Origin of the sequence: Nonlabens marinus S1-08, from assembly GCF_000831385.1 — a bacterium.
GTDB lineage: Bacteria > Bacteroidota > Bacteroidia > Flavobacteriales > Flavobacteriaceae > Nonlabens > Nonlabens marinus.
In genome coordinates, this window is record NZ_AP014548.1 from 1420267 (window position 1) to 1443297 (window position 23031).

Annotated in this window: 17 protein-coding genes and 1 tRNA gene; 13 read left to right on the forward strand and 5 right to left on the reverse strand. The window is 40.6% G+C overall.

The window, feature by feature from the left end; translation table 11 throughout:
- Positions 1-4: 4 nt before the first annotated feature.
- Positions 5-1474, reverse strand: coding sequence for a tRNA (N6-isopentenyl adenosine(37)-C2)-methylthiotransferase MiaB (gene miaB / locus NMS_RS06585; protein ID WP_041495995.1), 1470 nt, complete (start codon positions 1472-1474; stop codon positions 5-7).
- Positions 1475-1814: 340 nt separating this feature from the next.
- On the opposite strand from miaB, the gene topA reads away from it, so the two are divergent.
- The 7 genes from topA (at position 1815) to NMS_RS06620 (ending at position 11329) form a co-directional block, all read left to right on the forward strand.
- Positions 1815-4355 (forward strand): type I DNA topoisomerase, encoded by a 2541-nt coding sequence (topA, locus tag NMS_RS06590; RefSeq protein ID WP_041495996.1) that lies wholly within the window; start codon positions 1815-1817, stop codon positions 4353-4355.
- A gap of 6 nt (positions 4356-4361) precedes the next feature.
- The gene (locus NMS_RS06595) at positions 4362-5522 is read left to right on the forward strand and encodes a formimidoylglutamase (protein ID WP_041495997.1); all 1161 of its coding nucleotides are present in this window, start codon (positions 4362-4364) and stop codon (positions 5520-5522) included.
- Between the two features lie 111 nt (positions 5523-5633).
- Complete coding sequence (porK, locus tag NMS_RS06600) at positions 5634-6998, forward strand: T9SS ring complex lipoprotein PorK/GldK (protein ID WP_041495998.1); 1365 nt, start codon at positions 5634-5636, stop codon at positions 6996-6998.
- A gap of 60 nt (positions 6999-7058) precedes the next feature.
- Positions 7059-7721 (forward strand): type IX secretion system motor protein PorL/GldL, encoded by a 663-nt coding sequence (porL, locus tag NMS_RS06605; protein WP_041495999.1) that lies wholly within the window; start codon positions 7059-7061, stop codon positions 7719-7721.
- 45 nt (positions 7722-7766) lie between these two features.
- Positions 7767-9317: a type IX secretion system motor protein PorM/GldM gene (gene porM / locus NMS_RS06610; RefSeq protein ID WP_041496000.1), complete on the forward strand. Its 1551-nt coding sequence runs from the start codon at positions 7767-7769 to the stop codon at positions 9315-9317.
- Between the two features lie 19 nt (positions 9318-9336).
- Positions 9337-10212 carry a type IX secretion system ring subunit PorN/GldN gene (porN, locus tag NMS_RS06615; protein WP_041496001.1) on the forward strand — a complete coding sequence of 292 codons (876 nt, stop codon included), beginning with the start codon at positions 9337-9339 and terminating at the stop codon, positions 10210-10212.
- 76 nt (positions 10213-10288) lie between these two features.
- Positions 10289-11329: an NAD(P)/FAD-dependent oxidoreductase gene (locus NMS_RS06620; protein ID WP_041496002.1), complete on the forward strand. Its 1041-nt coding sequence runs from the start codon at positions 10289-10291 to the stop codon at positions 11327-11329.
- On the opposite strand, the gene NMS_RS06625 is transcribed toward NMS_RS06620, so the two are convergent.
- A complete protein-coding gene (locus tag NMS_RS06625; RefSeq protein ID WP_041496003.1) occupies positions 11326-11706 on the reverse strand; it encodes a DUF983 domain-containing protein in 381 nt (126 codons plus the stop codon). The genes NMS_RS06620 and NMS_RS06625 overlap by 4 nt on opposite strands.
- 57 nt (positions 11707-11763) lie before the next feature.
- On the opposite strand from NMS_RS06625, the gene NMS_RS06630 reads away from it, so the two are divergent.
- From NMS_RS06630 to NMS_RS06650, 5 genes are all read left to right on the forward strand, one after another.
- Positions 11764-13692, forward strand: coding sequence for an ABC-F family ATP-binding cassette domain-containing protein (locus NMS_RS06630; RefSeq protein WP_041496004.1), 1929 nt, complete (start codon positions 11764-11766; stop codon positions 13690-13692).
- A 112-nt stretch (positions 13693-13804) separates the two neighbouring features.
- Entirely contained in the window at positions 13805-14962 is a 1158-nt protein-coding gene (locus tag NMS_RS06635; protein ID WP_041496005.1) for an efflux RND transporter periplasmic adaptor subunit, read from the forward strand.
- On the forward strand, positions 14962-18189 hold the full coding sequence (locus tag NMS_RS06640; protein ID WP_041496006.1) for an efflux RND transporter permease subunit: 3228 nt from the start codon (positions 14962-14964) through the stop codon (positions 18187-18189). The genes NMS_RS06635 and NMS_RS06640 overlap by 1 nt, the downstream gene beginning before the upstream one ends.
- Positions 18182-19555, forward strand: a complete 1374-nt coding sequence (locus tag NMS_RS06645; RefSeq protein ID WP_041496007.1) for a TolC family protein — start codon at positions 18182-18184, stop codon at positions 19553-19555. The genes NMS_RS06640 and NMS_RS06645 overlap by 8 nt, the downstream gene beginning before the upstream one ends.
- Entirely contained in the window at positions 19552-19731 is a 180-nt protein-coding gene (locus NMS_RS06650) for a CPXCG motif-containing cysteine-rich protein (RefSeq protein ID WP_041496008.1), read from the forward strand. The genes NMS_RS06645 and NMS_RS06650 overlap by 4 nt, the downstream gene beginning before the upstream one ends.
- 44 nt (positions 19732-19775) lie before the next feature.
- On the opposite strand, the gene NMS_RS06655 is transcribed toward NMS_RS06650, so the two are convergent.
- Positions 19776-20240 (reverse strand): ferritin-like domain-containing protein, encoded by a 465-nt coding sequence (locus NMS_RS06655; RefSeq protein ID WP_041496009.1) that lies wholly within the window; start codon positions 20238-20240, stop codon positions 19776-19778.
- 148 nt (positions 20241-20388) lie between these two features.
- Between NMS_RS06655 and NMS_RS06660 the strand changes: the two genes are divergently transcribed.
- Positions 20389-20461 (forward strand) — tRNA-Met (locus tag NMS_RS06660).
- Positions 20462-21151: 690 nt separating this feature from the next.
- On the opposite strand, the gene NMS_RS06665 is transcribed toward NMS_RS06660, so the two are convergent.
- Positions 21152-21856: a hypothetical protein gene (locus tag NMS_RS06665; protein WP_148311343.1), complete on the reverse strand. Its 705-nt coding sequence runs from the start codon at positions 21854-21856 to the stop codon at positions 21152-21154.
- Positions 21857-21903: 47 nt separating this feature from the next.
- Positions 21904-22977 carry a hypothetical protein gene (locus NMS_RS06670; protein WP_041496011.1) on the reverse strand — a complete coding sequence of 358 codons (1074 nt, stop codon included), beginning with the start codon at positions 22975-22977 and terminating at the stop codon, positions 21904-21906.
- Positions 22978-23031 lie beyond the last annotated feature (54 nt).

A 23031-nucleotide genomic window follows, 5' to 3' on the forward strand; every position in this document is an offset into this window, starting at 1 on the left:
TCAATTATGCTTTATATCTAACTGGACCTTCCATATCACTATAACCTATGGCTTCACCTATTAAGGTTGCTCCAGTGCAATCATCAACTCGCACCATCACCATGTCGCCCACCTTATAATCCCCTTTCGGGAAGACGGTAGTTAGCATGTGTGAGGTTTTTCCAGCCCATTGATCGGTAGATTTTTTAGATTCTTTCTCAATTAAGACCTCTACAATATTGTTAAGGTTTGCGGCGGTGCGCATGGCGCTGTGCTCCTGTTGTAGGTTGATGATTTCTACTAGTCTACGTTGTTTTATCTCGGCTGGAACATCGTCTTCCATTTTACGAGCTGCTAGCGTCCCTGGACGCTCAGAGTAAGCAAACATAAATCCAAAATCATAACCCACATAGCGCATTAAACTTAAGGTGTCTTCATGGTCTTCCTCTGTTTCGGTTGGGAAACCTGTAATCATGTCTTGTGATATAGCCACACCAGGAATAATTGCTTTGACCCGGTCGATGAGATCCATGTACTCTTGGCGAGTATGCAAGCGGTTCATTTCTTTTAAGATGCGATCGCTTCCAGATTGTACTGGTAGGTGAATGTAATCGCAAATATTTCTATGTGCTGCCATCGCATGCAACACATCGTCGCTAATGTCTTGCGGATTGCTGGTTGAAAATCGGACCCTCATGCCAGGTTGCGCATTAGCTACCTTGTGTAATAACTGGGCGAAATCTACCGCGGTAGCTTTAGCCATCTTGCTGGCTTTTTTAAAGTCTTTTTTGAGACCACCACCATACCATAAATAGGAGTCTACATTTTGACCTAGTAAGGTCACTTCTTTAAAACCTTTAGAAGCCAAATCATTGATTTCTTCAAGAATGGAATAAGGATCACGGCTGCGCTCGCGTCCACGGGTAAATGGCACCACACAGAAGGTACACATGTTATCGCACCCACGGGTTATAGACACAAACGCGCTTACTCCATTCGATTGTAATCGTACAGGAGCAACATCGCCATAAGTTTCATCCCTGGATAAAAGAACATTTACGGCATCCCTTCCTTCATCAATTTCTGCAATAAGATTAGGCAAGTCTTTGTAAGCGTCAGGCCCTACCACCATATCCACAATCTTTTCTTCCTCTAGAAACTTAGATTTTAATCGCTCTGCCATACAACCTAGGACACCCACCTTCATATTAGGATTGTGACTGGCTTTGACGGCGTTATATTTTTCTAGACGCTTACGAACCGTTTGCTCTGCCTTGTCACGTATAGAACATGTGTTCACTAATACAAGATCAGCTTCTTCTAGGTTTTGGGTCGTGTTAAATCCTTGAGTTGCTAGTATAGAGGCAACCACCTCACTATCTGCAAAATTCATTTGACATCCGTAACTTTCTATAAAAAGCTTCCTTTTATTTTGTTCCATAGGCGCAACCTTCATCGCTGTGCCCTGTATATTTTCATCAATAATCTTTTCCATCTTCACGATCTGAATTCGAGCCGCAAAGATAGTTTTTTTGCCGTTGATGTGACAAAGTGGCAGCAAGTTTCTTGTTGAGGTTGGTGTGGGTTTTTCGCTTTCGCGAAAGCGAACTACCATCAATTATATGGCTTCTAATGCTAATTTTAATGTTGGAAAAGAAGGAAACTGCCTGTGAGATGCGACAGGTATTTCCCTTTTTTCTATTTACCCTATTACGATAACATCCAGCGAATGAAATTGTTACCCCAAATATAAGAGTTGTAAACTACTGTTATACAGCATTTTGTATTATAAACAAAAATATCCTATACCTTTGCAGCTTAAATCAAGTATTTGAATGGCAAAAAATCTGGTAATAGTGGAGTCGCCCGCTAAGGCGAAGACTATAGAGAAATTTTTAGGTAAGGATTATACGGTGGCATCCAGTTTTGGGCACATCGCTGACCTGCCTGCAAAGGAATTGGGTGTTGATGTGGACCAGAATTTTGAGCCTAAATATATTGTTAGCAGCGATAAAAAGGACCTTGTCAAGAAACTTAAAAAAATGGCGGCCGACTCAGATATGGTCTGGCTAGCTAGTGATGAGGACCGTGAGGGGGAAGCTATTGCATGGCACCTTGCCGAGCAATTGGACTTGAAAAAAGATAAAACCAAACGTATTGTATTTAATGCAATTACTAAAAGTGCTGTTCAAAATGCCATTGACAACCCTAGAAGTATTGATTATGATCTAGTCAATGCACAGCAGGCAAGGCGTGTGCTGGATCGAATTGTAGGTTACGAAATATCTCCTATTCTATGGAGAAAAGTAAAAGGTGGTGCTAGTGCCGGTAGAGTGCAATCTGTAGCGGTACGATTGATCGTGGAAAGGGAACAAGAGATCATCGATTTTAAAAGCGATGATTTTTATCGAGTAGATGCTGATTTTGCTACTAAGGATAAGAAAACGGTAAAAGCAAAACTTCCTTCTAATCTTTCTTCTCGTAAGGAAGCAGAAGATTTTTTAGAACTTAATAAAGGAGCTGCATATCATGTTTCTGACTTGGTTAAAAAACCAGCTAAAAAGTCACCGGCTCCACCATTTACAACTTCCACATTACAACAGGAAGCTTCTAGAAAGCTTTCATTTAATGTAAGCCGTACGATGCAACTGGCACAGCGACTGTATGAAGCCGGTCTCATTACATATATGAGAACTGACAGTGTGAACTTAAGTAAGGAAGCAAAGTCTGGGGCTAAAGAAGAAATTGAAAAAGCCTATGGAAAAGACTTCCATATGGAGCGCAACTACAAAGGAAAGTCAAAAGGAGCTCAAGAGGCACACGAGGCGATTCGTCCAACGGATTTCCATTTACACTCAGCCGGTGCAGATCGCGATCAGACCCGTTTGTATGAACTGATCTGGAAACGTGCGATCGCTTCACAAATGAGTGATGCAAAACTAGAGCGTACAAATGTCACGATTGCTGCAGACAAGCACGACAAGAACTTTACTGCCAGTGGAGAGATCGTAAAATTTGAAGGTTTCTTGAAAGTATATCTTGAAAGTACTGATGATGAAGACCTAGAACAAGAAGGCCTCTTGCCAGACTTGAAGAAAGGGCAACCATTAGATAACTTAGGAATTACTGCAACAGAGCGATTTACAAGACCGCCTTATCGTTATACAGAAGCTTCTCTGGTAAAAAAATTAGAGGAATTAGGAATAGGTCGACCATCTACTTATGCTCCAACCATTACGACGATACAAAATCGCAAGTATGTGGAGAAAGGAATAAGCATGGGTGAGGAGCGATCCTACGTGCAACTGGTTCTAAAAAAGGATGCGATTAAGGAAGTAGGACTTTCAGAAACCACAGGAAGCAGTAAAGGAAAATTAATCCCAACGGACGTAGGTCGCGTGGTAAATGATTTTCTAGTAGAGCATTTTAAAAATATACTGGACTACAACTTTACGGCGAGAGTCGAAGAATCCTTTGACAATATTGCAGAAGGAAAAGAGGAATGGACAGACATGATGAACCATTTCTATAAAGATTTTCATCCAACAGTAACTGACGTAGCTGAAAATGCGGAACGAGAAGTAGGGGAGCGTGTTCTAGGGACTGACCCTAAAACAGGCAAACCTATATCGGTAAGATTAGGGCGATTCGGCGCAATGGCGCAAATAGGAACCGTTGAGGATGAAGAGAAGCCTCAATTTGCTAGTTTATTACCTTCGCAATCTTTAAATACCGTTACCCTTGAGGAAGTCATGGACTTGTTTAAACTGCCACGTACAGTTGGGGAATATAACGGTCACCCAGTTGAGGTAAATCAAGGAAGATTTGGACCTTATGTGAAATTCAACGAGAAAACCTTTGTATCTCTAGAAGAAGGTGATGATCCATTGACCCTCACATTTGAACGTGCTGGAGAGCTTATTGCTCAAAAGGAAAAAGCAGATGCTCCTATATATATGTATGATGAGCAGCCTGTTACTAAAGGTGTGGGTAGATTTGGTCCTTTTATTAAATGGGCGGGCATGTTTATCTCAGTCAATAAGAAGTATGATTTTGATAACCTTTCAAATGACGATATTGAAACCTTGATCAAGGATAAAATTCAAAAGGAAAAGGATAAGTTAATCGTTGATTGGGAAGAGGAAGGCATTCGTATTGAAAAGGCTCGATGGGGTAGGCATAATGTGATCAAAGGCAAAACTAAAATTGAGCTAGCCAAAACCATAGACCCTTTGAAAATTACTTTGGAGGAAGCTAAGGAAATGATCGCTAAGAAAGCGCCCAAGAAAAAGACAGCTGCCAAGAAGAAAACCGCAGCTAAGAAAAAAGCACCCGCTAAAAAGAAGACCGCTTCCGCGAAAGCGAAAAAGAAATAAACCTCTATGATATTAGAGTATCTCAAACCTATCAGTGAAACGACAGTCGCACACGCTAGGATTCAGGAACCAAGAACTTTAGGCGAGACCATCCGGCTGCACACAGCACAGGATGGTCTTCCTGATTTAGACAATGCAGATCTTGCAATCATTTCTATTTTAGAAAATCGGAAGGACGCAAATGCTGTATTTCAGGTGGAAAGCCTGGATGGTGTCCGTAGAAAGTTATATGAACTCTTTCCAGGAAACTGGCATGCAGACATTGTAGATTTAGGAGACATTGTTGCAGGAGATCAAGTGGAGGATACGTATTATGTGGTTCGTGAACTCACCACATATTTACTTAAGGAAAATATCTTGCCCATTTTCATAGGTGGAAGTCAGGATTTGATGTATCCTATGTATAGAGCTTTTGATGATTACCGTACCATGATCAATGTGGTCAACATCGATAGTCGATTTGACTTGGGCAACATTGAGATGCCTATCAGTAGTCGAAGCTATGTTGGGAAAATGGTAGCGACTGAACCTTACAATTTATTTAATTACAGCAATTTAGGCTACCAGACTTATTTCAACTCACAAGACGAGATCTCCCTTTTAGACCGTTTGTACTTTGATGCAGTCCGATTAGGGGAGTTGGATTCTGATATAACCATAGCAGAATCCGTTTTAAGAGACGCTGATCTCGTCGGAATTGACATAAAAAGCATCCGATCTGGAGATTTAAATTACGATAAAGGGGACGCAAATGGGTTTCAATCTGCACAGATGTGCCGTTTATCGAGATATTCTGGAATCAGTGATCGATTAAAAGCGTTTGGAGTTTTTGAGATTCCTGCAGGTGATTTTGAGTTGATGTGGAGCGCTGTCTCACAGGTAGTTTGGTACTTTATTGAAGGCTATAATTATCGCAGTAATGAGTATCCAATTGACGTTTCTAATGGCTTTTTAAAATACCAGGTACCCATTGATGATGAGGTACTTACGTTCTATAAGTCTGGCAAAACAGAGCGTTGGTGGATCGAACTTCCATTTATTTCACATGTTAATAATAAACTAAAACAATACACGTTATTACCCTGTGATAAAAAAGATTATCTAGAGGCAACAAATCAAATTTTACCAGAACGCTGGTTGAAAGCTAGACAGAAAAACGAGATATAATCAGACTTAGCAAGCATTTAATAATTACAAACTGAAAGAAAAAAGTTGGCGGTATCAATTCTTTTAGATAGGTTTACCAGCTTAATTCTTAAACCAAAGAGGAACATATTTATGAAAAAGTTACTTATGCTAGTAGCAATTGTCGCTTTTCTTGCCAGTTGTGGTAAAGGGGATAGAGGACAGTTGGTAGGTGTAAAAGGTAAAAAATGGCACCCTGAAAAGCCTTACGGCATGACACTAGTTCCAGGAGGAGCCTTCATTATGGGTAAAGCCGATGATGATATTGCCGCTACATTAAATGCTCCCGCAAAAACCGTTACAGTGACCTCCTTTTACATGGATGAAACTGAGATTACAAATACAGAGTACCGTCAATTTACGGAATGGGTTCGAGACTCTACTTTGAGAATGCGTCTAGCTATTATGGCAGATGATAATGGTTTAACACCCGGAAGTGGTGGAACTGGAGAATTTGCATTTAAAGATGCAGCAGCAAATCCTTCCGTATGGCAACAATATGTTTTAGACAACTATGTAGGCTTAGGTGAAACAGGCTATGAAGGGCGTTACTTAAATTGGGACGAAGAGCTCATTTGGGATACTGAAGATATTCCTGATGAATATTATGCGGAGGCGTACGATTCCATGTATATCCCATATGAGGAGGCTTACAATGGTGTTCGCACCATTGACGTGAATAAATTGATTTATCGCTACTCAGTTCAGGATATTGAAAAGGCTGCTCGTAATCCAGGATTGAAGCGCAAAGACTTTATCAGTCAAAAAGAAGTAAAGGTTTATCCAGATACCACGGTATGGATACGGGATTTCAATTATAGTTACAATGAGCCTATGCACAATGATTATTATTATCATGCCGCATATGATGATTACCCTGTGGTAGGAGTCAATTGGACACAAGCGAAAGCTTTTTGTCAATGGAGAACTAATTATAACAATAGAGATCGCAGACAGCGTAAAAACCTAGAAGATGTTCCAGCTTACCGTTTACCGACTGAGGCAGAATGGGAATACGCCGCTCGCGGTGGTCTAGAAAGTGCGACTTATCCATGGGGAGGTCCTTATGCAAAGAACGATCGTGGTTGTTTTATGGCAAACTTTAAGCCATTACGTGGTGATTATGCAGCAGATCAAGCATTATACACTGTAGAGGCAGAGTCTTACGAGCCTAACGATTACAACTTATATAATATGTCTGGTAACGTTGCAGAATGGGTCAACTCTTCCTATGAACCTGGAGCTTATGAGTACATGTCTACCATGAACCCAGTTGTCAATGACGAGAGCAACATGCGCAAAGGCGTTCGAGGTGGATCTTGGAAGGACGTTTCTTATTTCTTGGAAGTAGGCACGAGAGATTATGAGTACCAAGATTCTGCAAGAAGCTATATTGGTTTCAGAACCGTTCAGTCTTATGTTGGAACAGATGTGACTCTTAACGCATCTACCAACTAGTAACATCACCAACCATCATTCATTAACTATCATTTAATCATTAATTAAGTACATTTTCTAATGGCACAATCTAAAACAACAAAGAAATTATTTAACATGGCCTATGGTCTAGGGGCATCCATCGTTATCATCGGTGCACTTTTCAAAATCCTTCACTGGGAATTGCCACTAGGATTTGCAACCTTAACAGGTGGTACTCTTTTGGCTATAGGACTTCTTACTGAGGCGGCTATTTTTGCCATTGCAGCCTTTGAACCAGTGGATGATGATATAGACTGGTCCATTGTATATCCAGAACTTGCTGGTGGTCCCGCTTCCGCGAAAGCGAAAACTACAGTAGTTGAAGAACAAGAGGCACAAGGGATGTTGTCTCAAAAATTAGACGCTATGTTGAAAGACGCTAAAGTGGATGCCGCTTTGATGGAAAGTCTAGGAACCAGCATACGTAGCTTTGAAGGAGCAGCCAAAGGAATGGCTCCAACAGCTGAAGCGATGTCATCTACTAAAAAATACTCTGAGGAAATGGCACTTGCTGCCGCCCAGATGGAATCCTTGAACAGTTTGTATAAAGTACAAGTAGAAAGTACAGCAAGACAAGCAGAGGTAAATGAGCAAGTAGCTCAAAATGCAGGTCGTCTTAAAGATCAAATGGAGGGTCTAGCAAATAACTTAAGCAGCCTCAATGGCGTTTATGGAAACATGCTAGGAGCCATGAAAGGATAATTAGTAATAAATAATATTCTCACAAACACCACTAATTAAAGTATTATGGCAGGAGGACAAGGCCCAAGGCAGAAGATGATTAACCTAATGTATCTGGTTTTTATCGCTATGCTAGCCCTAAACATGAGTAAAGAGGTTCTAACTGCTTTCGGTCTTATAGAAGAAAGTGTCGCAGAAAACAATGCGAACTTAGAAGTTAGAAACGAAGCATCTTTTGCAGCTTTAGCAGCAAAAGCTCAAGAACAACCTAAACAATATCAAGAAGCAGCTGAAGCTGCTGCAAAAGTTACTGAAATCAGCGAACAGTTTGATAGCTACATCGCAGGTATTAAAGCGGAAATGATGGCTACTGTAGATCCTGAAAATCAGGATGACTTTCAATCTCAGGACAAAACAGACTTTTTAGATACTAAGTTTTTTCAGGGAGATGGTCTATCAGCTGACGGTAAAGAATTCATCCAGCAAATGGATGCGTACCGCAATGGTATGATTGCCGCTCTTCCAGAGAATGGTTATGACGATCTGAAGGCAGATATCAAAGATAAATTTGATACAAGTGATGTTCCATCGGTTAGAAGTGAACCGGATAGTGAAAAAATTAGCTGGTTGAACTGGCGATTTGAAGGCTTTCCGCTAATTGCTTCTAAAACCAACTTGACTCAAATGCAAAACGAGATCAAAAATGCTGAGGCAGATGTTTTAGGACAGTTGCTGCAAGGTGAATTAATCGAGATTGCATCCATGAATAACTACACATCTATTGTAAACCTGGAGAAAGGAGCATTTTTCAATGGGGAGAACGTCAAAGGTGAAGTAGTTCTGGGACGTTATGACGATAACATGAAGCCTACTAAAGTGGTCATCAATGGAGCTGAAGTTCCTGCAAGCCAAATCCAAAATGGACGAGTGATGTTGAACTTTGGCGCGGGTGCCGTAGGTGATAAAGTCATCAAAGGTGAAATGACATTCATGGAAAATGGGACAGAGGTTAAGATCCCTATAGAGCAAAAGTACTCAGTGATAGGAAGACCTAATTCTGCTACCATCAGCGCAGATAAAATGAATGTGGTTTATCGTGGAGTTGATAACCCGATGACGATATCATTTGCAGGTGTGGATCCTAGTAAAGTATCCGCTAGTGCCCCAGGATTGAGTGCGCGTGGTGGTTCTAGTTACATGATGAAACCAACAGGTGGAGCCGAAGTAAAAATTAACGTGACTGCAACATTACCTGATGGTTCTACTTCGCCAGATTCAAAAGTTTTCCGTATTAAAGATCTTCCTAATCCAACTGGGTTAATAAGTGGAGAGTTTGATGGAGTTCGTAAAAACAGAGCGAACTTAGCAATATCAACTGTATCTGCTGCGTTCTTAGATTTCGACTTTGACTTGACACCTACCGTAACTGAGTTTATCCTCAAAGTCCAAGGGCAGCCAGGTATTAAAGTTTCAGGTAATAAACTAAGTCCAGCAGCACAAAGTGCCTTGCAACGTGCGCCTCAAGGCTCTATTGTACAAATAGCACAAATTAAAGCAACAGTACCTGGAGTACGTTTAAAAGCGGTAACACCAGTATCTGTAGAGCTTACAGACTAATTGAAATAATACACAACACATGAATAAAGTGGTAGCCTTTTTTGCAGTAGTTTTCCTTTGTGGATTGACTCAGGCACAAAACAATATTCTAAACGCCAAATCTTTTGAAGAGATAGGCGAGAAAACGCTGGAGCAAGTAATTAATGATAATGACAAACCATTACCCTATGGTTTTGTTGGAGATCGTGATATCTTGTGGGAACGTAACGTTTGGGAAAAGATTGATCTTGATGAGAAAATCAACTTTCCATTGTACTACCCTATAGATACTAACTTTGTAGGTTCTAACAGAAGGTCTTTGTTTCATGTGATCACTAAAGCCGCCGCAGAAGGCAAGGTGAATCTATACTCTGATAGTTATGGAAATACAAAGAAGAATTTTACAGAAATCGGAAGTAGTTTGAAAACCGTAGATACTTCAGATGCTGGTATTACGATTTACAATCAAACTGGAAGTGTTCCTGCAGAGTATATCACTACAACTACTGTCAATGCAAATATGGTGAAGGAGTACCACATCCGTGGGGTATGGTATTTTGACAGCCGCCAGGCGGAATTGAAATATCGTATGATTGCCATAGCACCAGTAACTCCAGATGTCAACTTCCTGGATGATCCACAAGGTGTGGAGCTGTTTTGGGTTTTCTATCCTGAATTGAGGGGAATCTTACATGAAGCCAAAGTATTTAATGAGAAAAACTCAGCCCGTCCGTTGACTTTTGACCACTTGTTGAATTCACGACACTTCAACGCAACGATTTATAAGATTGACAATGTTCAAGGGGATCGTCAAATTGAAAGTTATATCGCTGACAATTCTATGATGCAACTCTTAGAGTCTGAACGATTGAAAGAGATCATCAGAAACTTTGAAATAGACATGTGGAACTATTAAGTTCACTACAATAACAAATTAAAAGCCTTGCGGAAGCAAGGCTTTTTTTATGAATGGAAGTAACTACTTTTGAACTATGAAAGATGTGATAATAGTTGGCGGAGGACTCGCAGGGACAACCCTGGCCTGGCAATGGCATTTGCAGGGCAAATCCATTCAATGGTTTGCAGATGATGAGCCAGCATCAAGCCATGTAGCTGCAGGTGTTTTCAATCCTATGGTGCTCAAAAGATTCAGTCCGGTCTGGAATGCTCAAGAGCAACTCAATCTGTTTTTTCCCTTTTTTACAAGAGTTCAAGATTACTTAGGCAACAGACTGATTCATCTAGTGCCTATCTGGAGGCGTTTTCACGATACTAAAGAACGTTCAACCTGGATGCGTAAGTCTGTTAGAGAAGATCTCGCAAACTTTATGCAAACAACTCCAGTGGACGAAGAGTGTAATGGTATTCTAGCGGCGAATGGATTTGGCCTGGTAAACCATTCAGGATGGCTCGATGCTCAAGCATTTATTACTCAATCCATGACCTTTTTCCAAAATCGAGGGGAGTTTACTAAGGCTTCCTTTATTCACGCAAAGCTTTTAATTGAAGAAAGTGGTGTTGCCTATGGAGATTACCAGTCAAGACATGTGGTGTTTGCTGAAGGTATGAAGATAATTTTCAACCCCTGGTTTGAGGACCTTCCTATGCAGGGAAATAAAGGAGAAGTTTTGATCATCAAATGTCCTGGGCTGCAGCTCAATCAAATCATCAAATCCTCGGTGTTTTTGATGCCTTATAAGGAAGACTTATTTTGGGTAGGAGCCACATACGACCGCGACTATGAAACTGATGCACCTTCCGCGGAAGCGAAATCATTTTTAATAAATAAACTAGAAACCTTTCTCAAATTGCCTTACGAGATTGTCTATCATAAAAGTGGTATACGTCCTACGACCATTGATCGCAGACCTTTTGTAGGTACTCATGCACAGCATAAGAATATTCACGTATTCAATGGTATGGGCAGTCGGGCTTCATTAGTCGCTCCATGGGCCGCAGAGCAATTGTTCCAGTATATTTATGAAGATCAAGAACTACCAGCTGAAATGGACGTATCAAGATTCCGCAGCTAACTTTTGGCTTTAGCAGGATCGTAATCAAGAAAGAGATTGATCCAGATATTGCGGGAGAGTCGTATAACAACGGGCATACCTAAAACGAGGATCGCCATTATCAGGAAAAAGATATTCAAACGGCTCATGTCAAAGAGAAAATAAGTGATAACAAATGTGGCAATCGCAAGCGCCACACCTATACCATAGCTCACATACATTGAGCCATAGAAAAAACTAGGCTCCATCTTGTATTTAGTACGACAGTTAGAGCACCTTTCGTGCATCTCCTGTGTTTTTTTGAAATTATATAAGTTGCTGCTGGTGTACATAGATTCCTCCTGGCACACTGGACACGTACCCGTGAAAATACTGTAGATTTTCGTTCCTTTTAGCATAATAAAACTTTAGCGTTCATCGGGATAGACGCATCTTTGCAAAGATACAAAATTGCTATGCTTAACATTCACGATTTGCACGTCAGCTTTGGCGGTGAACCACTTTTTGAAGAAATAACTTTTAGGCTCAATGCGGGTAATCGCGTGGGTTTGATAGGTAAAAACGGTGCTGGAAAGTCTACCATGCTCAAGGTGATTGCAGGTGATATTCCAGCAGATCAAGGTTCGCTGGCTATTGAAAAAGAAGTGAGTATAGGCTTTTTGCGTCAAGATATTGATTTTGAGCAAGGGAGAACGGTGTTAGAAGAGGCATATACCGCTTTCGCGAAAGCGAGATCCATAGAAGCTCAAATGGAAGACATCAACCATGCACTAGCGACAAGAACAGACTATGAGAGCGACAGCTACATGGAGTTGATCCAGTCCATAGGAGATTTGACCCACGAGTACGAGATTATAGGTGGGTATCAATACAAAGGGGAAACCGAAAAGATCTTGAAAGGCTTGGCCTTTAAACCAGAACAATTTGACAAACTAACGGATGAACTGTCTGGTGGATGGCGCATGCGTATTGAGCTGGCCAAATTACTGCTTGAAAAACACGACATCCTATTGCTGGATGAACCTACCAACCACCTGGATATAGATTCCATCCTCTGGCTGGAAGGCTTTTTACAAACCTATCCTGGAGCGGTCGTTATCGTGAGTCACGATAAAATGTTCTTGGACAATGTTACGAATAGAACCATAGAAATCAGCCTGGGTCGTATTTACGATTACCCAAAACCTTATACTAAATTCCTTGCCCTGCGAGCAGAATTGCGAGAGCAGCAAGCTGCAACCGCAAAAAACCAACAGAAGGAAATTGAGCGTACGGAAAAGCTAATTGAAAAATTCAAAGCCAAAGCTAGTAAAGCCACCATGGCGCAATCGTTGGTCAAGAAGCTGAACCGCATGGATGTGGTCGAGGTGGATCAGGTCGACAATGCGGCCATGAACATCAACTTTACACAGTCCATACAACCAGGAAAAATCGTCTTAGAAGTTGATAAAATACAAAAATCCTATGCTGACAAAAATGTCTTGCGTGGGGTTGACTTGATGGTAGAACGCGGTACCCGACTGGCTTTTGTAGGTCAGAATGGTATGGGAAAATCCACACTTGCTAAAATTATAGTAGGTGACATACAGGAATACGGCGGTGATGTCAATCTGGGTCATAACGTGCAACTGGGCTACTTTGCACAAAATCAGGCAGAGTATCTGGATGGTGAAAAAACCGTTCTCGATACCATGATCGACTCGGCAGACGATTCCAACCGAGTAAAAGTTCGGGACATGTTAGGTTCGTTCCTGTTTAGAGGCGATGAAGTTGAGAAAAAAGTCAAGGTGCTTAGTGGTGGAGAGCGCAATCGATTGGCACTATGTAAACTATTGCTACAACCTTTCAATGTGCTCATCATGGATGAGCCTACCAACCATTTGGACATTCAATCAAAGAACGTTTTGAAGCAGGCCTTGATTAAATTTGAAGGCACATTAATTGTCGTTTCTCACGACCGGGAATTTTTACAGGGCTTGACAGACTTGGTGTACGAGTTCCGCGATCACAAGTTGCATGCTTACCTCGGCGATATTGATTACTATCTAGAGCAACGCAAGGCTCGTGACATGCGAGAGATTGAAAAGAGCACAGTGTTTGAGGGAGATTCGCTTTCGCGAAAGCGAACAAACGACAATTCAAAACCATCTTTTGAGCAGCAGAAAAAGCTAAAATCGTTGAACAACCGCCTATCCAATGCCGAATCTGAAATCAACAAACTCGAAAGAGAAGTTGAAAAAATGGATGCTGAGCTTGCTGCAGATTATGACAAAACAGCGGCAGATCCTAAGTTCTTTGAACGTTACAAAGCAAAGAAGAAAAACCTGGACGAATGGATGCAAAAGTGGGAGAGCGTCTCTGTTGAAATTGATGCCATAAATTGAGGTGTGGGAATAATGCTTGTACCCACATCTTTAAGATTTTCTTAACGATCGCGGTAAGGTGCTCCTGTAGTTTTGCAATAACTGAATTTCAGTACATTCCATATTTTTTATCATGCGTAAGATCATATTAATTATTCTAGCCGTCGTTATCATCGCTGGCGCTGCCGTAGGTGCTAAGCTGATTATTGATAGCAAAACGGCTCCTAAACCTAAAGCGGTGAAGGAAGTCAAAATTGTGACTACAGATACGATCCAGAATTCTACCATACCTATCGTTATTCCTGCTAATGGAAACCTACAGGCAAAACGTCGTGTGGAGTTGTATGCGGAAGTTACCGGTGTGTTCAGGTCTACAGGCAAATTATTCAGAACTGGTCAAGAGTATCGAGCGGGAGAAACTCTGATTTCTATTGACAACACTGAGTTTTACTCTCAAGTACGTAGTTCTCGTAGCACGCTTAACAATCAGATCACGGCGATCATGCCTGACTTGAGATTAGACTATCCAGAATCTTACCCGCAATGGCAAGCCTATTTGGACAAATGGAATATGAATACCTATACTCCAGCCCTGCCGGAGCCATTGAGTGATAAAGAGAAATATTTTGTTACAGGAAGGAATATTTATACGACTTATTACAATCTTAAAAATCTAGAAAACCGATTGGGTAAGTACCGCATTACCGCACCGTTCTCGGGTGTACTAACAGATGCATTGGTGACGGAAGGAACTTTAGTGCGCAACGGGCAACAACTAGGAGAATTTATACAGCCTGGTAGTTATGAAATGCAAGTTTCTATAAGCGCTGAGTTTGCCGACTTATTGCAAATAGGAGAGGAGGTAAGCTTGAAAAATATTTCAGGGACTAAAACATATCAAGGCACAGTGACTCGTGTCAATGCAAAAGTGGATCAATCATCTCAAACCATTACTGTCGTGATTGAAGTAAATGATGCTGAGTTGAAAGAAGGTATGTATTTAACGGCAAACCTTGATGCACAGCAAATAGAAAATGCGGTCGAATTGGATCGCAGCTTATTGCAAAATGGCAATGGGATATTTGTGATTGAGGAAGGAAAACTGGTTTTGAAAAAAGTTTCTCCAGTGTACTATTCGGATAAAACGGTTGTTTTAAAAGGTTTAGAAAATGGAACTGTGATTGTTTCGCAATCCATCTCTGGCGCCTATGAAGGAATGCTTGTAAAAACGGAGGAGCAAGCTGCTGGCAATAAAAAAGCAGAGAATACTACTGAAGAAAAGGCAAGCTAATGAGGTCAGTTATAAGTTACTTCATCAGGCATCATGTGGCAGTTAACGTAGTCATCGCAGCCTTTACCATTTTTGGTATTCTAGGCATGCTCTCCTTAAAGTCATCTTTTTTTCCACTGGTAGAATCTAAAGTTATCACCATCAATGTGGTGTATCCGGGAGCATCTCCTCAGGAAATTGAAGAAGGTGTCGTTCTCAAGATCGAGGATAATTTAAAAGGAATTGAAGGAATAGATAGGGTCACATCTGCCTCAAGAGAAAACTCAGGGTCGATTACCGTTGAGATTTTGAAAGGCTACAACATCGACTTTATGCTACTGGAAGTCAAAAATGCGGTGGATCGAGTGCCTTCATTTCCTATTGGAATGGAACCTCTGGTAGTCGCCAAAAGAGAAGAATCTAGACCAACAATTACTTTTGCTTTAAGCGGTACGAATGTGCCATTAAACACTCTAAAACAACTCGCTCGAGATGTTGAAAATGATTTGCGAGGAATTGATGGTATTTCGCAAATCTCAATCACGGGTTATCCTGCTGAGGAGATTGAAATTGCAGTCAATGAAAATACGTTACTAGGCTATAATGTTACTTTTCAAGAGGTGGCGACCGCAGTGGCAAATTCTAATATCCTAACCACCGGTGGTAATATCAAAACTGATGTTGAGGAGTACTTGATACGAGCAAATAATCGTTCCTATTACGGCGACGAATTGAATTATATCCCAGTGCGCACACGGCCCGATGGAACTACAATTTTCCTCAAGGATGTGGCTACTGTTCGAGATCGCTTTTCAGAATCTCCAAATGCCACTTACTTTGATGACGAGCGCGCAGTAAATATTACAGTGACCAGCACAAATGCGGAAGATTTGATTGATAGTGCAGACAAGGTCAAAGAATACATAGAGAAATACAATCAACGCTCCACAAATGTGCAGTTGAACGTCGTTCGGGATTTGTCTATCACATTGAATCAACGTACCGCCTTGCTTACAGAGAATGCCATCATTGGTATGTTGCTAGTGCTGTTATTTCTTTCCGTTTTCTTGAATACCAGACTTGCGTTCTGGGTAGCTTTTGGTTTACCTATTGCTTTTCTGGGGATGTTCATTTTTGCTGGACAGTTTGACGTCACCATCAATGTACTTTCCTTATTTGGAATGATCATCGTCATAGGTATTTTGGTAGATGATGGAATTGTAATTGCTGAAAATATTTACCAGCATTACGAGGATGGTAAAGATCCAGTAGAAGCAGCTATCGACGGAACGATGGAGGTGATCCCGCCTATTTTAAGTGCGATCATCACCACGATATTAGCATTCTCTACATTCCTGTTTTTAGATGGGAGAATTGGGGAATTCTTTAGTGAGGTATCGGTCATTGTTATTTTAACCTTATTGGTTTCATTAGTAGAAGCGCTGATCATTCTGCCGGCTCACTTAGCGCATTCAAAGGCACTAAAACCTAGGTCAGAAGTTCCCAAGACAGGAATCGCTAAAGCATTTCAGAAAATGCGAGTGGTGAATGAGTATGGTGACAAGACAATGAATTGGATGCGGGATAAGATCTATGCTCCAGCATTGCGTTTCACCCTAAAAAACCAATTCTTGACTTTTTCATTTTTCGTGGCTGCGTTGTTGCTTACTGTTGGATCTGTTGGCGGTGGTATCATTGGGGTAACACTGTTTCCACAAATATCCAGTGATCAAGTTTCTGTAACTCTAGAGATGCCAAATGGTACGGCAGAGTCGATAACAGATTCTTTGATCTCATCTATACAGCAAAAAGCTCAAATCGTCAATAAAGAATTGACGGAAGAATATTTGACTGACGAGGAGTATGGGGACAGCGTCATGCTATTTGAAAATATCATCAAATCTCAAACCTCTTCCTCCTCGGCTAACTTATCCATCAACTTGTTACCAGGAGAGACCCGACCAGAAGCCTTGACTTCTCCCATAGTAGCGAATAGGTTGCGAGAGTTGGTAGGCGTTATTCCTGGAGCGGAGACTTTGACATTTGGATCAGGAGGAAATTTTGGAGGGAGTCCAGTTTCCGTCTCATTATTGAGTAACGACATCAACGAACTAAAAGCGGCTACAGAGGATTTTAAAGAGATCTTAAGTCAGAACCCGTTGTTGAAAGATATAGAAGACAATGACCCTGCAGGAATCAAAGAAATCAAGCTGGAATTGAATGACAACGCCTATGCATTAGGATTGAATTCCCGATCAGTGATGAGCCAGGTGCGATCTGCGTTTTTTGGACAGGAAGCACAGCGATTCCAGCGAGGTCAGGATGAGATACGTGTTTGGGTGCGTTACGAGCGAGATAATCGCAACAGCATCAAGGATATGGACGAGTTGCGTATTGCTACACCTAGCGGCGATCGCGTGCCTTTAAGGGATATTGCAGACTACACAATTGAACGTGGCGATGTAGTCATCAACCACTTAGAAGGGCGCAGAGAAATTTTAATAAGCGCTGACCTAAAGGATCCCAACCAAAGTGCTACAGATGTGCTGACTGATATTCAAGAGAATATCATACCAGAACTACAGAAAAAATACCCGACGATTTCACCTAATTATTTGAGTGGTCAAGCCAGAGAAGCTGAAAAGATCTCCAGTAGCGCCAGCTTCATATTCCCACTAGTTTTATTGATAATCTATTTTGTGATCGCCTTCACTTTCCGCAGTGGGACGCAGCCCATCATGTTGATTTTATTGATTCCATTCAGTTTTATTGCCGTGGCATGGGGACACTGGATCCATGGTTTCCCAGTGAATATATTAAGTATGTTGGGAATCATAGCCCTGATAGGAATTATGGTGAATGACGGGCTTGTGCTTATAGGTAAATTCAACTCCTTAATACGTGAGGGCAGAGATTTTGACGAGGCCTTATATGAAGCTGGGAAAAGCCGTTTTAGGGCAATTTTCTTAACTTCATTAACTACAGTGGCTGGATTAGCACCCTTACTATTAGAAAAGAGTCGTCAGGCACAATTCTTAAAACCTATGGCGATCTCCATTTCTTATGGTATAGCAATCGCAACCGTACTAACTTTACTGCTTTTACCCTTGTTTCTCAGTTTTGGGAACAACAGTAAAGTCTGGATCCACTGGTTGAGAACTGGAGAGAAAATTGACAAGACTTCTGTTACCAGTATCGCTAAGGAGCAAAAAGCATTAGAAGAATTTGAAGAAAAAAGTGATGAATAAAAAGCTACTGATAAGCAGTGTTGTGGTGGTTTTTTTCGCTTTCGCGAAAGCGTACTCACAACAAACATTAAACAGCGTTTTGCAAAAGAACGAGGCCGTTCAAAACATGCTGGAGAATAACTATGATATTCTCATCAATCGCAATCGTCTTGAAGTTGCGGATAATAATCAAAGTATCCTGAATAGCGGCTATTTACCTAGCGTGACTGGTACTGCGGGAGCGAACTATAGCAATACGGACAGTCGGACTGAATTTGGAACGACCGCAGATAGCACGGGTGCCATCTTACCGCCCAGGAGGCCGGTAGTTTTAAATGATCAGATTGCAAGGCGTTATAATGCAAGTATAGGAGTGGATTATTTGCTCTTTGATGGTTTAGGTAGGTTTTACAACTACAAGATCTTAAAAGAACAATACGACTTGACTGATCTAGAGGTAAGACAAGTAATTGAGAGTACTACGTTACAATTGATGAGTGTTTATTATGAAGTAGCCCGACTTACGGAAAACCTTTCAGTCTTTGAACAAACATTACAAAACACCAAAAAGAGAGAAACCCGCGCGCAATATCAATTTGAATACGGTCAGGTGAATAAGCTAGAAGTTCTCAATGCCCAGGTAGACATTAATACGGATAGCATTACTGTTTTAAACGCTCGCCAAAATCTTGAAAATGCAAAGAGAGATCTCAACCTGGTAATGAATCGTGAAATAAACGCAACTGCATTTACCGTTGACACTTTAGTGGTGCTTAAGCCAGAGCTTGAAATTATCAGTTATTTGAATGAGGTAGAGGATAATGTTCGGCTGATGATTTCTCGCAGTAATGTGCAAATACGGGAATGGGATATCAATACCACTAAAGCATTACTACTTCCTAGAGTAGGACTAAGTGGGAATTACGGCTGGAATAGGTCAGAGGATCCGCAAAGCCCATTTTTTCCGTCTCGAACTGGTACTAGCGATGCTCTTAACCTAGGCGCTACACTTACTTGGAATATTTTTGATGGTGGAAGATCCATAACAGGATTGGAAAATTCTAAAATCACGGCGGAAAATGAAAGACTACGACTGGAGCAAACGGAGAAGCAAGTCATGCGAGATATTGCCAATGCACGTGGTGATTATGAGAATGCACTAGCCATCTATCGTCTTCAAACCCAGAATGTGGAGACGAATCGAAATAACTTCAGTAGATCTGAGGAACAATATCGTCTAGGTCAGATCACTAGTATTGTTTTACGTCAGGCACAAATCAACCTTGTGAACGCCCAAACCACTCAAAACCTTGCAAAGTACAATGCTAAACTTGCCGAACTTCAACTTTTGCAACTGGCAGGTGAGTTAATGAATCAAGAATTATGATAGAGCATTTCTTCTCGTGTCCTCATTGCTGGCAAGAGATTTCTATGCTGCTTGATCCAGCTTATTCACAAACCTATGTAGAGGATTGCGAGGTGTGTTGTAATCCCATTGAACTGTCAGTCGTTTTTGAAGAAGGGGAACTCACTGCTTTTGAAGCCAGGGAATTAGGACAATAAAAAAGCCGCTCTATAGCGGCTAATTATTTTCTATAATTTGAAATCTAGTCGTTTATATGCGCTGCAACATCTTCCAGTCGCTTTATTTGATTTACAGTGCTTTGAATTTCATCTTTTTGAGCTTCTAGAACGCTCACTACAGTTTGTGGTAACTCCTCACGGTGCTTCAACACTTCCGAGTATTCTTCAATAGCAGCTTGTTCACCTCTCAAACATTCTTCTAGAACGGTTTCATCTTTATTACCGCTTAAGGCAGCTTTAATGTTCATCCAGCTGCGGTGAAGATCTCCTTTTACACTGCCATCAAATTCTGGTGACTCATTCATGCCTTTCATTTCACCTGTAATGCTAGCTGCGTATCGGGTACGTTTTGCTCCCTGCTGTGCAAACCATCTTTTCAAGTCTACATTCTCAACTACTTCAGATGCGTTTGCGTATCCTCTTTGAGCATCATAAGTCTTTTCTAATATGCTGTTGAGGTATTGTTCAGTTTTTACTTTGGAGTCCATAATAGTTCATTTTACTTAAAAATAATAGGTAATGGTTTGATCCTCTGCCAAGTTCTTGTGATTTGAGATTTGTTTAACGAAACTCCTCAATGAAAAATGATAAAAAGTTGTGGAGATTGTGAAAAGGTCGTATATTTGCCGTCCATATCGCGGGATAGAGCAGTAGGTAGCTCGTCGGGCTCATAACCCGAAGGTCACTGGTTCGAGTCCAGTTCCCGCTACTAGTAAAAAGCCGATTCATTTCTGAATCGGCTTTTTTGTCTTAAAAATGTCCAGTCCTATATTACCTGAATCGATAATTTAGGACGGGACAGTACTTAAAAAATATTTTATAGGGATTGTTTTTAATCGTTAATTATTTTCCCTCACCTAAAAAAAACTGCCCATAGGCAGCTTTTATCATAATAGATGATAGCAATTCTTTAATTGCCAGAACTCAATGAATAGCTGCCATCGCCATTAAAAGAAGTCAGGGTAATAGTAACCGACCATGCACCTGCCACTCCTGCCTGAGTAACACCTGAAAAGGAATCGGGTTCCGTATTTCCATTTAAACTTCTGTTGAGAACAACTGTTCCGTTGGCGTCTCTAACTGTTAAATTAAAAGTTCCCTCTGCGGTTGAAGTAATATCTGAATTATAATCCGCAGTTGCCGCATTATTAGTCCAAGCAATTGTTCTGATTCCATTTCCACCATTTCCGGTAAAATCACCGCCTATGTCACCAGACGGCCCTTCATTTACTGTGATAGTAGCAAATAAATCGTCATCATCTGAACAGGATATGAATGCGAAGGTTAATGCAATGAATGATTGTTAAAATTCTAAAATACTTTAGACTCATTTTTTTCATTTTTATTCTATTTAATTATTGTTTCAAAGATAGAGAACTCCTCAACCTGTTTTAAATTTTTAATTTGTGATTTCCAATTCTGTGGCTATATCCAGACCGTCAGCAACGATATCAAAAATATTGCTGTTTTGGGTTTCACTGATTACGATGACCCCATTTACATCTTTTGTAGCGTTTGCCATAAGTTCAGCAGTTACTCCAATGAACCAAACAGATGGGTCAAAGGTTATTTCAGCGATGGTTGACTGACTTTGTGTAAAAGTGATGGTGCCTTCTCTTTCAACCTCGAACGTCTCACCAGAATTAAATTCAAAGCGAACAGGATGAACTGTTTCATCGCGAGCAGTATAGATACCGTTTAAAACAACAGAGGGAGAATCAGACTCATCTAACAGTTCTATCTCTACTTCTACCTCTTGGTATGTTCCTGCAGGTATAGCGATGGGTCTGATATCTGGCGTAGGAATTCCTGTGGCAAAGTCGATAACCACAACTCCTTCTAGTTCAAACTCTATTGAGGTAGAATCATTTTGGGTTTCGGCCTCATATGCCATCGAAGTCAAAGTGATGAACCCATCATTGAAAACGAAACTACTATGAGAACTCTTTTCCATGATGTTGCTTGCTTGAGCTTGAGTGTCAAAAGAGTTTACTGTTTTGAAACTTACGGAAAGTACAGGCTGATCTGATGATTCGTCTGAACTACATGCAGATACTCCTATTATTAAAGATGCTGCAAGAATTTTAAAAATTGATTTTTTCATGATTTATTATTTAGGGTTTGTTTTTATTGTTTTCACTGTTTGATTATTTAATTACAGCTGTCACTTTTAAATACTAATTCGTCATCTCCTGCCTGGAGTTCAAATTCAGTTTCTCCAGATTCCTGTTCTATCTCGTGCAAGATCCAGGAACGATTGAAGTCAGTTAGATCAGGAATGTTTATGTTAAAACTTATGTTGTTGCCTGTACCAGATGTGGACCAGGTTCCAGCAATGGTGTTTCCATTGTTTGTTACGGTAATTGTTCCATTTGATTCAAACGAAAAAATATAATCAACATATTGGTCTTCAAGGTCTACATCATCTAGTTCTAATTCTTCGACAGTCCAGTCCGCACAATTAGTTAAGATAGATTCGAAACCGCTAGTAGTACAATCATCACAATCATCATCATTGTAGTCGTAATCATCATCCTCATCACAATCGTCTTCATAATTATCAATCGCTTGTTCTAGCTCATTAAAGTTATTGACAACAATCTCGCTGCCATCGGAAATAATAATACTGATGGGAAAGTCAAAGCCTACTAGATCATCTTCATCGAGATCATCTATAAAATCATAAAGCTCATTATCACTATTAAAAGTTAGAGTGGCAATGATCTCGTTATTAGAATTAAAAACGGATGCGGTCACAGGATAAACGAAGTCGATACACTCTATGTCATCATCTTCTTCATTTTCACCATTGCAATCGTCTGCATAATCTTCTAACTCACCTAAACTGTTGACCTCAATTCTGGTAAAGTCTGCCAGAATTATAGTGATAGGAAACGTAATTTCGACAATGTCATCATCATCATCAAATTCGTCTAAAAGATCTTCAAGGTCTTCATAATTGCTAATCTCGGTGATCGTCAAAACGATACCGTTGACGGTAACCGTTACGGGTAGTTGAATGGTAAAACAGTTTGCGTTGTAGATGATATTGTCTGTAGAACCATCATTCTTTGCCACTCTTTTAATTTTGTTTGCCAAAACCGAATTAGCAATCAAGGTGGTTTCTTCTGGTGGATCAATACTCAAATCGTCTTCAGTTCTACAAGAAGTTGTGATTAGGAATAAGCCTAATACTGCGTATACTATCGATTTACATGTTTTCATGATGAAATGATTTTATGGAATGAGAAAAATTTAAATAATCCTAGTTACTAAAAG

What these genes read in the sequence shown, in the direction of transcription:
- miaB (WP_041495995.1), bottom strand. Translation starts at nt 1,474, where the DNA reads ATGGAAAAGATTATTGATGAAAATATACAGGGCACAGCGATGAAGGTT.
- topA (WP_041495996.1), top strand. Translation starts at nt 1,815, where the DNA reads ATGGCAAAAAATCTGGTAATAGTGGAGTCGCCCGCTAAGGCGAAGACT.
- NMS_RS06595 (WP_041495997.1), top strand. Translation starts at nt 4,362, where the DNA reads ATGATATTAGAGTATCTCAAACCTATCAGTGAAACGACAGTCGCACAC.
- porK (WP_041495998.1), top strand. Translation starts at nt 5,634, where the DNA reads ATGAAAAAGTTACTTATGCTAGTAGCAATTGTCGCTTTTCTTGCCAGT.
- porL (WP_041495999.1), top strand. Translation starts at nt 7,059, where the DNA reads ATGGCACAATCTAAAACAACAAAGAAATTATTTAACATGGCCTATGGT.
- porM (WP_041496000.1), top strand. Translation starts at nt 7,767, where the DNA reads ATGGCAGGAGGACAAGGCCCAAGGCAGAAGATGATTAACCTAATGTAT.
- porN (WP_041496001.1), top strand. Translation starts at nt 9,337, where the DNA reads ATGAATAAAGTGGTAGCCTTTTTTGCAGTAGTTTTCCTTTGTGGATTG.
- NMS_RS06620 (WP_041496002.1), top strand. Translation starts at nt 10,289, where the DNA reads ATGAAAGATGTGATAATAGTTGGCGGAGGACTCGCAGGGACAACCCTG.
- NMS_RS06625 (WP_041496003.1), bottom strand. Translation starts at nt 11,706, where the DNA reads ATGCTAAAAGGAACGAAAATCTACAGTATTTTCACGGGTACGTGTCCA.
- NMS_RS06630 (WP_041496004.1), top strand. Translation starts at nt 11,764, where the DNA reads ATGCTTAACATTCACGATTTGCACGTCAGCTTTGGCGGTGAACCACTT.
- NMS_RS06635 (WP_041496005.1), top strand. Translation starts at nt 13,805, where the DNA reads ATGCGTAAGATCATATTAATTATTCTAGCCGTCGTTATCATCGCTGGC.
- NMS_RS06640 (WP_041496006.1), top strand. Translation starts at nt 14,962, where the DNA reads ATGAGGTCAGTTATAAGTTACTTCATCAGGCATCATGTGGCAGTTAAC.
- NMS_RS06645 (WP_041496007.1), top strand. Translation starts at nt 18,182, where the DNA reads ATGAATAAAAAGCTACTGATAAGCAGTGTTGTGGTGGTTTTTTTCGCT.
- NMS_RS06650 (WP_041496008.1), top strand. Translation starts at nt 19,552, where the DNA reads ATGATAGAGCATTTCTTCTCGTGTCCTCATTGCTGGCAAGAGATTTCT.
- NMS_RS06655 (WP_041496009.1), bottom strand. Translation starts at nt 20,240, where the DNA reads ATGGACTCCAAAGTAAAAACTGAACAATACCTCAACAGCATATTAGAA.
- NMS_RS06665 (WP_148311343.1), bottom strand. Translation starts at nt 21,856, where the DNA reads ATGAAAAAATCAATTTTTAAAATTCTTGCAGCATCTTTAATAATAGGA.
- NMS_RS06670 (WP_041496011.1), bottom strand. Translation starts at nt 22,977, where the DNA reads ATGAAAACATGTAAATCGATAGTATACGCAGTATTAGGCTTATTCCTA.